This is a genomic window from Entomoplasma freundtii (assembly GCF_002804205.1).
GTDB lineage: Bacteria > Bacillota_I > Bacilli_A > Mycoplasmatales > Mycoplasmataceae > Williamsoniiplasma > Williamsoniiplasma freundtii.
The window spans coordinates 742,280-755,762 of the sequence record NZ_CP024962.1 but is presented as its reverse complement, the minus strand read 5'-3'; the positions used below and the strand labels follow the sequence as shown (position 1 = coordinate 755,762).

At 35.3% G+C, this 13,483-nt stretch carries 9 protein-coding genes and 1 other RNA gene; all 10 read left to right on the top strand.

The genetic code is table 4. The features are described 5' to 3' along the window. Positions 1-8: 8 nt before the first annotated feature. A complete protein-coding gene (gene smpB / locus EFREU_RS03325; protein WP_100609730.1) occupies positions 9-458 on the top strand; it encodes an SsrA-binding protein SmpB in 450 nt (149 codons plus the stop codon). 59 nt (positions 459-517) lie between these two features. Continuing rightward, complete coding sequence (locus EFREU_RS03320) at positions 518-1,027, top strand: hypothetical protein (protein WP_100609728.1); 510 nt, start codon at positions 518-520, stop codon at positions 1,025-1,027. A gap of 40 nt (positions 1,028-1,067) precedes the next feature. Further along, positions 1,068-1,304, top strand: a complete 237-nt coding sequence (locus EFREU_RS03315; RefSeq protein WP_134163645.1) for a cytochrome c oxidase subunit II — start codon at positions 1,068-1,070, stop codon at positions 1,302-1,304. Between the two features lie 219 nt (positions 1,305-1,523). Then, the gene (locus EFREU_RS03310) at positions 1,524-4,307 is read left to right on the top strand and encodes a PTS transporter subunit EIIC (RefSeq protein WP_100609831.1); all 2,784 of its coding nucleotides are present in this window, start codon (positions 1,524-1,526) and stop codon (positions 4,305-4,307) included. A 171-nt stretch (positions 4,308-4,478) separates the two neighbouring features. Further along, positions 4,479-4,872: a transfer-messenger RNA gene (gene ssrA, locus EFREU_RS03305) on the top strand. A gap of 95 nt (positions 4,873-4,967) precedes the next feature. Then, entirely contained in the window at positions 4,968-6,383 is a 1,416-nt protein-coding gene (gene mgtE / locus EFREU_RS03300; protein WP_100609724.1) for a magnesium transporter, read from the top strand. Positions 6,384-6,423: 40 nt separating this feature from the next. Further along, entirely contained in the window at positions 6,424-7,104 is a 681-nt protein-coding gene (gene trmB / locus EFREU_RS03295) for a tRNA (guanosine(46)-N7)-methyltransferase TrmB (RefSeq protein ID WP_100609723.1), read from the top strand. Positions 7,105-7,314: 210 nt separating this feature from the next. Then, entirely contained in the window at positions 7,315-8,766 is a 1,452-nt protein-coding gene (locus tag EFREU_RS03290) for a type 1 periplasmic-binding domain-containing protein (RefSeq protein ID WP_100609722.1), read from the top strand. Positions 8,767-9,335: 569 nt separating this feature from the next. Next, positions 9,336-10,925, top strand: coding sequence for an ABC transporter ATP-binding protein (locus EFREU_RS03280; RefSeq protein WP_100609719.1), 1,590 nt, complete (start codon positions 9,336-9,338; stop codon positions 10,923-10,925). Continuing rightward, the gene (locus tag EFREU_RS03275; RefSeq protein ID WP_157844569.1) at positions 10,891-13,482 is read left to right on the top strand and encodes an ABC transporter permease subunit; all 2,592 of its coding nucleotides are present in this window, start codon (positions 10,891-10,893) and stop codon (positions 13,480-13,482) included. Before EFREU_RS03280 ends, EFREU_RS03275 begins: the two co-directional genes overlap by 35 nt. Position 13,483: the final 1 nt, after the last annotated feature.

Sequence of the window (13,483 nt, the reverse complement as noted above, 5' to 3'; positions counted from 1 at the left end):
AAATAAAAATGAGCGGCGAATTAGTAATTGCTCGAAATAAAAAAGCCTTTTTTAATTACGAAATTTTAGAAACTTATGAAGCAGGTCTAGTTCTTAATGGACCAGAAATCAAAGCAATTAGAGCCAAAGAGGTTTCAATTGGCGAAGCTTTCATTTTGATTCGTCACGGTGAAGCCTTTGTTCATAATCTACATATCAAAAACTATGAATATGCCCACCATATTTCGGGTTTAGATGAAGTTCGTCCAAGAAAATTACTACTTCATAAAAACGAAATTAAACGTTTAGAAAAAGATAGCCAACAAGACCAATTGGCCATCATTCCCCTAAGACTTTATCTAAAGAATAATTTAGCCAAACTTGAAATTGGCTTAGGACGGGGAAAGAAACTCTACGATAAACGTGAAACTATCAAAAAAAGAGACCTTGATCGCCGTCAGAAGCATAATAAATATTAGACTTTCCTAGTTAATGGTTTGCTATTGACCCGGTTATTGGCTATGGTTAAGAGCAAAGGATGAATAAAATTATGAGTTGATGAATTTGGATTCTTGTTATCTTAGGCTTTTTAATGGCTGTAGCTATTGCTAGTTACGGTTTCATTGCCTCTTGACGGTGAAGTTATCGTCAACGTAATCATGATTGAAAAACCTATTTCAAAACTTCAAAAATTCGACTAATCCCGGGAGAAAGTAACCAAAAGTTCCAGTCAGGATTAGCAGTAATAGTTGTTGGCGATCAGTGAGAAAACGAAGATTCTTTTCTACCTTTTTTAACTTTTGCGGCCCCCAATTTGGAAGAGGCTTGTCATTGGTGAGAAGAAACTTTGAACCACGATTGAAACGAAAATCATGAAACCCCAATTACAAAATATTTACAAAATACTAACCAAACAGTGAAAAATATTCAATTTTATCTTCTATGTCCACTAAAAAGTGATAAAAATCTTGAGAAAAAGTGACTAAACTACACAAAAAAATTAAATTTGGTTGCTAGCACTTTTGATAAAATGATATATAATGTTTAACGCGGAGGGTGGTTTTTTGTTATTTTTCGGGAATTCGGTTATGCTTGCAACTCAGGAAAATTTTATTGTAGGTTTAAGCCTTTTAATTACCGGTTTAATTCTGGGTATTTTAACTAGTTTTTTAATGTGATTTTTTAAACGTAGGAACCGTAGAAATACTCTGAAACAATATCACCATGAATCAAGTTGGTGAGGGTTTATCAAAAAAAATTTTCCCTTATTTTTGGTTCTCTTTTTTGTTGTCATGGCTATTACTGGTTTAGCGATGATGATTTAATTTAGTTTGAGATTTGATGATAAGACTAATGGTTTTTACTTTCGTCAAATTCTTTTTTGGCAACCTATTTTAAAACCAGTTTACTAATATAAATCACAACCTCCAAGACATTTAGGATAAGGAGATTCTATGAATTTTCATAAAGAGAAAACTGCCAAGAATCCACTTGCTACCAAACACTCGCCTTCTCAGCAAGGAGAAAGTGTTGGTTCAAAGATAATGGCCGTATTTTCTAAATTAAGTAAAGCCTTTTTGTTACCAATTGCCCTATTACCAATTGCCGGAGTCTTTTTAGGAGTGGGAGCAGCCATTACTTCTAATGCTGTTTCTGGTTCTGGAGTTTGGTATTTTGGAAACGTTTTAAACAAAATGGGTGACGTTGCTTTTGGTAACTTACCAATCCTCTTTGCCATTTCAACTGCTTTGGCGTTCACAAAGGATGCTGGAGTAGCTGCAATTACCGCTGTCGTCGGGTTCCTAGTTATGAACGGAATCCAGGCAGCTCTACTTCATAACCAAGCGGTCGGCACTCCAAATTTAGCCGCAGCTTTCGTTAATGGAGAATGAACTTATGCTAACTTATTAGAATCGTCAAGTTTAGATGTTAACGTTTCTTGAAGTTACTATTACTTAGCAGGTTTAACTAAAGGCCAAGTAGTTGATAGAGCGCTAATTGATAGTGCTACTAGAGTAGATTTGAATGGCTTCAAACTTGATGCAGCTGGAAAAAACTTCTTTGAGCTACTTTGAGTTAAGAATATTCCTAACGGGTTGATTACTTCGAACATCGGTGTTTCTTCCTTGAATACAGGAGTTTTAGCCGCTATTTTTGTGGGAGCTATTTCCGCTTGAGCTTATAATAAGTTCCACAAAACTCAATTGCCATCTGCCATTTCTTTCTTTTCAGGAACTAAACTAGTCCCTATTATTACTTTCTTTTTAGTTATTCCTTTATCATTCATTTTCATTTTTGTTTGACCATGAATTGGAATTGGTTTGGCTAAATTCGGGACCCTCTCTGGTACTTTACCAGGTGGTTTAGATTCATTGATTTATGAAATTGTTGAACGTTCATTAGTACCGTTTGGATTGCATCACGTATTTTATGCACCATTATGATGGACTAATGCGGGAGGTTCAATTTCAGAAGTGCTAACTTCTGTTCAAGAAAAATGAGCTGTTAACGACGCCCTAACATTTGGAAATTCGGTCATCGGCGGAAAATGAGATTTAGCTCGCTGAATATCTGAATATATGAAAGCTTTCCCTAATGTTATTGTTACTGGGGAAACAAACATTGACAAATTTAGATCAATTGTTGCGAACATCTCAAAAGTTTCAGACCTTTGAGAAGCTCAAGGTGACCAAACAATGATGTATAAGGTTATTGCGAACCTAAACATTATTAACTTTACAATGTTAGAACATTTAGGAATGAACCTTGGTCGTTTCCAATCAGGAAAATTTGGATTTATGTTGTTAGGCCTACCATTAGCCTCATTAGCAATGTGATTAAATGTTCCTAAACAAAACCGTCGTTCAGTAATGGGTATCTATTTATCAGCTGCCTTCACTTGTTTCTTAACAGGAATTACTGAACCTATTGAATATACTTTCTTATTCTTAGCACCATGATTATTCTACGGTGTACATATGCCATTAGCAGCCATTTCCTTCATGCTAGCCGGATTCTTACAAACGCACGTTTCAATGACGGTTTCTGGTGGATTTATTGACTATATTGTCTTTGGCTTAATTCCATTCTTTGGGTCAAATGCCATGACTTGATTATCAGTCTTTGGGGTTTTATTTATTGCCTTAGGTATGTCGGTACTCTACTTTACAGGATTCTATTTCGCTGTGCGTTATGGAAAAGTCATGGTTCCTGGTCGGGAAGAAGGCAAAACCGATGGTGAAACCAAATTATTCACTAAAGCGGATTATAAAGGTAAGAATCATGGACCTGGTCAAGGTGAATATGTCTTAACTAGTGACCAAGACGGTCAAGCCTATACCTCATCAAAAAACCCAGCTGAAATTGCTAAATACGAAAAAGCAGCTAAAATCATCGATTTCCTTGGTAGTGAAGATAACATTACCAATGTTGATGCTTGTGCGTCGCGTTTACGTGTTGATGTGAAAGACTCATCTAAAGTACAAAAAGATAAAATTATTGCTTTAGGGGGAGCGACTGGGGCGTTAGTAAAAGGCACTAACGTGCAAGTTGTTTATGGTGGTGAACAAGAAGCCATTAAACCGCGTATGATTGAAATTTTAGCCATCCAAAGGTCAGCACCCAAACCTCAAGTTAAGGTTGCAGTTAGAGCTGGAGCCATGGCCGAAGTTGGAATTGGCGCAGAGACTAATTCAGGCGTAGTCGCCATCACTCCAACAGAAAATGTGGCCACCATTGAAGGAATGCCAATGAAAGCAGAAACTTCACCAACAATGGTTGAAAGCGTTGGGGAAAGTTTTTCTCCAACTCATGAACATAAAGTGCCAATTTTAAATCCAGTAGTTATGGTTACAAAAAACATGTTAGCTACTTGTCCAAAATGTAGTCAAGAGTTCAAGGTTGATTTTGCAGAAGCAGTCTCAATCCCGAATCCCCAAAAAGTTACTAAAAAGGTAACTACTACAAAAGTAACAAAAACTGCAAAGTCTAAAACTAAGGCCAAAGCTAAAAATGAAGACCTAAAAGTTTATCAACAAATCGAAAGTCTTCAAACTAAATACGCAGATTTAATTCAAAAAAATGAGATTCAAAATCCTCAATGAGTTGAGAATTTGACAAAAATTAATATTGAAGAAAGAACAACTCTTGATGGATCGGCAACAATCTTAGAACCTCGTCAAGATTTGCAAAAATATGCAACTGCTCTTCGTCACATTGCTAAAGCAAAAAATTTCGAATTAAAAAATAATATTAATCTACGTAATTTAACAAAGGCTGAAGTTATTCGCTATCTTGATACTTTAACTAAAGACTTAAAAAATCTTTAAAATAGGAAAACCAAAATAAAAATCACCATTACGGTGATTTTTATTTTGGTTTTCCACAATCCTAATTGATTTGCTGAGTTTTTATTAGTAGCGAAAGTAAGGAACGGAAGGCCAATGTTAGTAAAATGATATTGTCCACTTTAAGTTGGTTTTTTGGTATAATAATTACATGGGGATGTTCTGGGTTCGACAGGATAGACTCGACTTGAAATGGCAGTGGTTTGGTAGACCATAATACTTCTAGGCTGTAAATAAACGCAGAACAAAAAGAAGAAAAATTCGAAGTGCCAGCATACATGTTCAATAAAGAATTTGCTGGAGTAGCTCTTGCTGCTTAAGTAAAAGCATTTCGCGGAACCTCATTTTCTGGGCTTGATGAGGAACTGTATAACCCTAGTTCAGATCTTAACTAGTTATCATGGTCGCTAGTTAAGAGGCACCACCATGGAAAACAATTAACCCTTTGGTGACTTTAGTCAATTGTTTTATCAGGAAATCACATAAACTGTAGATGTTTCAAGAAGGTTTGTTTTGGACGCGAGTTCAATTCTCGCCATCTCCACCATTTTGCTAACTCACCCTTCAGTATGAAGGGTTTTTCTTTACTCATAATTCAAAGAATTCATTTTTGATAAAATTAAATTAAATAAAAGGAGGAACATGCTCGAAATTCCCGAAATACAACAGCGAATCTTGCATGCATTAGATTCTGGCGATAGTCAAGAAGTAAAAAAAGTGATTAAAAAAGTCCAATTGGCTGATATTGCCGAGGCAATATGCGAATTACCTATCACTAAAATCATTCATTTTTTTAGGCTATTAACGCCTCAATATGGAGCACAAATAATTCCCTACCTCTCGAATGCCTGTCAAAAAAAGGTTATTAGCGGCCTAAATGCCCCTGAATTAAAAACCTTTATTGATAAAATGTATAGCGATGACTTGGTGGATTTATTAGATAAGTTATCACCACGTCTAGCAACGAAAGTTTTGGCGGCAACATCACCAAAAAGGCGAGTCGAATTAAATAACATTCTTCGTCACGAAGAAGAGAGCGCTGGCGGTATGATGTCAGTTAACTTTGTCCAAGCCAAAGAGAAAGATACCGTTAATAAAACAATCAAATATCTTCGCGAAAACCATAAGGATTTTGAATTTGTAAACACTTTATTCATAGTTGACGAATATGGCTTTTATAAAGGCCGTTTAGAATTAAAAACCATCTTTTTTGCCCCCTCAACGGCAAAATTAAGTGAAATTATGGACTCTCGTCAACTAACAGTTCATTCGCGAGCGGATCGTGAGCAAGTAATCAGCATTTTTCAAAAATACGATATTAGTATTTTGCCAGTTCTTGATGACCAAAAGAAAATCGTCGGTTTTATTACTGTTGATGATGTTCTTGATGGAGTTGAAGAAGAAAGCACGGAAGATATTGCCAAACTAGCTGGGATTCGACCAAAAGACGAGGAATTTTTCAATATTAGTGTTTGAAAAATGTTTAAATCACGGATTCTTTGATTAATCTCGATGCTCGTTTTAGGAACAATTAGCCAAATTCTGGTGATTCTTTTTTGAAATGCTTATCATGTTCCAAATGTTAACAATGTTACCGATGGCAAAGCCTTTGCTGCTGTTGTCCTTTTTGCTCCCATGATGCTTATTCTGGCTGGAATTGGTGGTATTTCGGCTACACAAAGTTCCACAGTGATGGTCCGGGCCATTTCAATTAATAAAGTTCACAAAAAAGATGTTTATAAAGTTCTTGGTAAAGAAACCTTGGTTGCCTTATGAACTGGCTTAATTTTGGTGGTGATTAATATTATCCGGTTAATTTTGGTTTACTTAGTTGAGTTTGACGATGTGGAGAGCCTGGCGCTATGAAAAGCAATTGCTGTTTCCTCAATTACTCTATTGCTAGGTTTAGTTATTGGTAACGTTTTAGCCACCTTATTACCGATTTTAGCCAAGGCCATGAAACTTGACCCGACTTTGGCTTGTGGGCCGCTAATTACCACCTTATTAGACATTATTATTGTCAGTTTATTATTTGGTTTTGGTTTAGCTTTCTTCTAGACAAAACTAATTTATATAGAAATAGGAATCGAAAGATATTATGAGATTACGTAATAAACAATGGGTTGAAGTTTTTTTACAAGAAAACGCTAATTGTTTAATTAATTTTGATGAACTTACTAAACCAGAAACAAATAAAGTTGATCGTTTTAACGCGCTTTTCCCCAAAAGACAACCACTTTATTTAGAAATTGGTTCAGGTAAAGGAAATTTTTTGTGACTTCAATCAAAACACAATCAGGCCAATAATTACCTAGGTTTAGAAAAAGAGAAGACCGTTGTTGGAGTGGCTTTGAAAAGAGTTCTTCAAGAAAATGATGGCCTTTGTCCTGATAATCTACGCTTTAGTGAACAATTTGCTGAAAATTTGACAACACTATTCCCTGATGAAAGTATTGAACACCTTTTCCTAAATTTTTCTGACCCTTGACCCAAAGCAAAACATGCAAAAAAAAGGTTAACTTACCGTACTTTTCTTGAACAATATTGAACAATTTTAAAGCCCGGAGGTCTTTTGGAGTTTAAAACGGATAATGACCAATTGTTTGCCTTCACTTTGGCAGAAGTTGAAATCTTTCAAAAATTCAAAATTTTAGCAGTAACGACAGACCTCTACCAAAACCAAGAATTACTAGTAAATAATATTCCGACAGAATACGAAACTAAGTTCCACCAACAAGGAAAAAATATTAATAAAATCGTTTTACAAAAAATCGTTTAATATTTTTATAGGATATTTGACAAAGCGCTAAAAAATCGTTATTATTTTCTCTAGCAACTAGAGGGTTAGAAGTAGATGAGCCGTTTTTTACCAGTCACAAAATTGAAAAACAGTTCATGATTCATTTTTTAATCGACGCGAAAAACTATTTTTATGGTTTTTCGCTTTTTTTTGTGTGTAATCAATTTAGTTGATAGAAAGGAAATTGAAGTGAAAAAATTTTTTTTACCATTAACTGGTCTCACAATTTCATTAGCAGCGGCAACAAGCGTTGTCTCTTGTATCAAAGCTGCTTATAGTCCTGGTGAAATTGGAGAACGCCTTATGCTTATCACTGACACGGCACCGGTCACCGATAAATCCATTAATCAAGCTCTTTACGAGGCAATCGTTGATTATTCAGGAAGAGCGATGGATAAAGAGAAAGAGCAGGGAGGTTTTAACTTTTACAAACGAGGTTTATCTGCCAAAAATAATTTCATCCAACCTTTGAAGAAAGACTATGATAGTTTTGTTTCTGCCTATAAAGTAGGAATTTTAAAAGGGGCCGATATTATGGTCCTTTCTGGTTTCCTCCAAGAGACTTCGGTACCCAAGGCTTCTGAATTAATAGGTAAAGATAAAACTATTATCTTTATTGACTCAATGATGCAAGGACCAAGTAACGTGATTACTATTCCTTTTGCTTCACAATTAGCTGGGTTTGCCGCTGGTTATGATGCTGCGGTTTGGGCCTCGCAAATTGTGCAAAAACCTAATGGTGGTTGAAAATACCAAGGATCGCAATTTAATGATCACCAATTATCATTTGCCACTTATGCTGGAATTGGAAATAAAAACGCTACAAATAACTATATGTGGGGATATTTGGTAGCCATAGATTATTTCAATAAAAACAACAAAATAAATGGCAAGGCAAATCCCGATGGCGACAAACTAGAAATTAAGTTAGCCAATGCTGGAAGAAATAAATCAATTGCAGATGGGTTAAGTAAAGGGATTGAGGATGCCAATCCGATGTATTTCACTGGTTCGTTTGAACTAGGTGGTGGGGGCATTAATGGTTTAAATGAAACCTTATTAATTAACCAGGCCGATGTTATTTTCCCTATTGCTGGTCCGCAAATCTTAAACACCTTAACTTATTCAAATAAACCTTATTTAATTGGAGTTGATACTGATCAAGGTAGCCAATTTCCAGCTTATAAAGAACGTTTTATCACTAGTGCGTTAAAGAATTTAAAGCAATCAACTCAAGATGCCATTGACCGTTCAAAAGGTAATCGTCTCAACCATAATCCTGATGGTTCTCTAAAAGAAAAACCGTGGGTAGCAGGGGTAAGTGGTTCGCAAGAAGATGACCTTACTAATAATTATTGAGATGGTCATGTAGCTCCACCACAAAATGATTGATCGACTGATCTTGATTGGACAGACCCAAAAACCGGTGAGCCAACGAACAAAAATGTTGGCTCAAAAATTGTTAAAACATTATTAGATTACGAAAATGACAAAGGACTTGATGCCTTTGTCAAAGAAATGATTCGTCAATTTAATAAAACTGGGCCTGAAAGCAAAACCTATCTAAATTACGAGTCAGTTTCAGGAATGGCTGATTGAATTATTGCCAATTTGCAACTTCCACTTGACCCGATTAAATAAATTTTATTGTTAATTTTTGGGAGCTTGTTTCTTAAAAGCTGAATCATTACTAATCAAATAGGCCTTAATCTTAAAAAAGAGCAAATAAAAACAATAATTATAAATAAATAATATTAAACAAAATCATCAATAATCATGAAAAGCTTGGTATCAATTGTGAGTCCAAAAATAAAAACTCATTACTTCGGCTAATCAGATTAAGGTGAAAAAAATAAAACAATATAAATAAAGTCAATTATTTAAAATAACTTTATTTTGAAAAATCTTTTTGGTTTTTGGATGCCGAAAAGTAGCTATTTTAAAAATTACGCTATTAAGACTTGGAAGTTTATTGATTAAAATAAAAGTAAGTCAAACAAGGAGGGCGTTGATACATAATTGAATAGCTAGGCTCAGACGAATGCGGATTCCGAGAGCTGAAAGTAAAAAAACAATAATAAGACTGACCAAAAGAAAAAAGAGTCCTGTGGCTCCGGTTCACAAAACGAGTTTTTTATTGGCTTTTTGAAATATTTGAAAATTCATATTAACCTCTATGGTTAATCTTACTAAAAACTAGAAAGGACAAAATGGAAAAACGAGACTACGCTGTGGAAATGGTCAATGTTACTAAAACATTTATTAACGGGACTATCGTAGCCAACAAGAATGTTAACTTAAAGGTTAAAAAAGGCGAAATTCATGCACTCGTTGGTGAAAACGGGGCTGGAAAATCAACCTTAATGAGTATTTTATTCGGACTTTATCAACCAACAAGCGGCGAAATTTGAATTAATGGTAAACCTGTAGTAATTTCTGGACCAGTTAAGGCCACCAAACTAGGAATCGGAATGGTTCACCAACACTTTAAACTAGTGGAAGTAAACACCGTTTGGCAAAATATTGCTTTAGGAAATGAAGAAGTAATCGGAGGGATTTTCTTAGACTCTGTCAAAATTAAACAAGATTTAACAAAAATCATGGAACAATACGAATTGTTTGTGGATCTTGATGCCAAAATTGAAAACATCTCTGTGGGGATGCAACAAAGAGTGGAAATTCTTAAAATTCTTTATCGTCAAGCAAATATCTTAGTTTTTGATGAGCCAACAGCAGTTCTAACCCCAAGTGAAATCAAAAGCTTTTTAAAAATTGTGGAAAACCTTAAAAAAAGTGGGAAAACAATTATTTTTATCTCGCATAAAATGGATGAAATTAAGCAAATTGCTGATCGTGCGACAGTCATCAAACTAGGTGAAAACGTTGGGGATTTCGTTGTTAAAGACCTAAAAGGAGACGAACTTGCCGAAGCAATGGTCGGACGTAAGTTAGCGGAAATTAAAAACAATTATGCTCCCTTTGAACAAAATGAAGTGATTTTAGATATCCTTAATCTTACCGTCCGCAAGATTACCAACCCCAAATTAAATGGTTTAGAAAACTTTAGTTTAAAAGTTCATGCTGGAGAAATTGTAGCAATAGCCGGGGTAGAAGGAAATGGACAACGTGAATTGGTTGAAGCAATTACTGGTTTAGTCAAACCTGTGGCTGGAGGAATTGTTTACAAAGATTTAAACATTGTTGATGTCACGATTAAAGAGCGCTACAAGATGGGAATGAGTCATATTCCAGAAGATCGTCATAAATATGGACTTCTTCTTGATTTACCAATCTCACAAAATATCATCTTACAAAATATTGGTGAAAAACCATTTTCGGAATATGGTTTTATTAATCAAAACCAAGTCAATCTTGTTGCTAGTGAAATTATTAACGATTTTGACATTCGTGGAGCCCGTAATGGAAAAGCGATTGCCCGTGGTTTAAGTGGTGGAAACCAACAAAAAGCGATTGTTGGTCGTGAGTTAAGAAGAAAACATGACTTATTAATTGTTGTCCAACCAACACGTGGTTTAGATATTGGGGCCATCGAATATATTCATAACCAAATTTTAAAAGAAAAAGAAAAAGGAACAGCAGTACTTCTAGTCTCATACGAATTAAATGAAGTAATGGCCTTAGCCGATACAATTGCCGTTCTTAATGAAGGTCATTTGACAGGAATTGTTCCTGGTAAGGGAGCCCAAAAGACGACCCTTGGAAAATTAATGGCTGGACAAATGCTAAAGAATGGAGGTAAAACGAATGCTGCTTCATCAAAGACTCTGAGTCCTGAATAAAAAAAGTCGTGAGTTTATGCAGTCTAGCGAATTGAAGAAAAACGCTAACATTGTTAAGGGATCAATCTTATCAATCCTTTGCGGTTTTATTATTGCCGGAATCGTGATTGCTTGTTTAAATGTTAACCCTTTTGCCTATTTTGGTAAAATGTTTGAACTTGCTTTCAATCCTTTATGAAAAACCCAAACTTTCCAATGAACTGCTATTTATGTAGTAGCTGGTTTATCGGTCGGTGTTGGTTTTGCCGCTGGTTTGTTTAACATTGGTGTGGCTGGACAAATGCTCTCAGGAGCTGCCCTTTCGACCATTGTCGTTAATCTAATGTATCCGACAGATGCTGATTTAGCAAAAATTAGTGGAGCTGTGGTTTTCCTAGTTTTCATTATTTGTGTAGTAATGGCCACTTTAATGGCTGTTATCTCTGGTTGATTGAAAACGCAATTTAATATTCATGAGGTTGTTTCAACCATTATGCTTAACTGAATTGTTTGGTATGCCATCAAATTTGTCTTCCTAAAATGAGGAACCCAATTTGCCCGAAGTGGTGTTTCTACAAACCCCTTCCCAGGAGGCTTACTAGATTGGGGTTCAAGCCAAATTGCCGTTCCATTAATCGTCGCGGCAGTTTGTGTAGTTTTCGTTTGAGCCCTATTACGTAAAACTGTGTTTGGTTTCAAAGTTAAAGCGGTTGGTTATTCACAAACTGTTGCTAAATATGCTGGAGTAAATGTCACTCACAAAGTAATTGCGACTATGGCCATTTCTGGTTTCTTAGCTGGAGTTGCTTCTTTCCTAAACTTGATGACAATTTCTCCTAACATTTTCTTTGGAATTGATAACCTCCCTACCGTTGGTTATGATGCGATTGCGGTAACGCTAGTTGCTTTTAACAATGCTTGAGGAATCGTTATCGTTGGTTTACTTTGAGCAATTGCGCAATCGGCAGGAACTGCAACAGCTGCTTTATATACGTTGCCAAGTCAAATGAGTCTCTTGATTTTTGGATTCATTGTCTACTTTGCTGCCATTTCAATTGTCTTTATCCGTTGACACCCTATCCGTCAAATTCGTCTTTGATGATTCATTCATCATTCACCAACCCATAAAGCTCATATTGATAAATTGCATAATGATTTATTAAATTACCGTTGGTGAAAGCGCGATCCTAAAAGTAATATGGTTTTCGCTGCCAATTACCGTAAATACCAAGCTGATTTGAAAAAGGCCTCAACTGAAAAAGAAAAGGCAGACTTAACCAAAACTTGGGATGAATATCGTAGTGATTTCAAGGAACAAAACGCTCTTAAAGCCGGAAGAATTGAAAATGAAATCAAGAACTATAAAGTGCAAGTTTATGATCAAGAAATGGAAGCCGGAAAACGTGGTTTAAAACTGCGTGCTCGTAATCGTCTTCGTTTAGTTGATCAAAATGGTTTAGAGTTAGTGGCGAATTCGAAATTAAGTTATGTAAAAGCCAAAAACAATTACCAAAAATATAACACTCGTTTCACCCACCATTACCAAACGGAAATTCGTGAAGAAAAGATTGCTTACCGTAAAGACAGAAAAGCTTTACAAGTGTGACGTGAAGGTGAAGTTGGCAAAGTTAAGGGTAACTTTGACTTTGCTAATAATAAAATCACTTTAAAAGGTGAATACCAAAAACGCAAAAATACAATTCATGAGGACAAAAAAAATGCCCGTAGTGAAGAAAGACTAGCTTTACATTTAATTCGTTTTGATGAAACTTTGACACCGGCGGCAAAAAAACTTCAAAACGAAAAAACTAAAGCTAATTATCAAAAGGAAGTGCAAGAACTTCATAAGGCACGTGAATTAGCCAAACAAACTTATCATGACGACTTGAAAAAACTAAAATTAAAACATCAAGAAACTCTTCAAGCTTTGCAAACTAATCCAGCCCCCTTAAAGGAAATTGAAGCTTCTTACAAACTTAAATTAAAGAGTTTAGAACAACAACATAAAAAAAATATGATGGTTATCTATTCGCGAAATGAAGAACGTTGTAACAAAATCGATGTGAAATTGGCAAAACAAAATCTTCAAGAAGGTCAAAAAATTGCTAATGAATGTCTAAAAAAATTGACTTATTTCAAAAATAAACCAAAATCAACTGAGGCGAAAATTAATAAACTAAATGAAGAAATTCGCCTTATTAATGAAACTATTGCTCAAGTTAATAAACACTTTGGGGGAGTCCGTTTCAAAGAATTTGATGACAACCACATTGTTAACCAAAAAACTCGTCTTTTGAAAAAACTACTTCATAAAAGTTATGAACTAAACGTTGAAAAAGATATTGTCATGAATAATGTGTTTGATGCCAAAACTAAAAAAATGAATCATGCAATTGATCATGATTTCCAAAAATACTTACACAAAAATCCTAACTTGGAAGAACGTGGTTGAGCGAAAGTGCGTGTGCGTATGAAATACGATCCAGCTACAGTCAAAAATGACCAAATAGTGACTCGTGAAGTTAACGAAATGATTCAACAACTAGAAAACAAATATACTACTCAGGAGGGAAAATAAG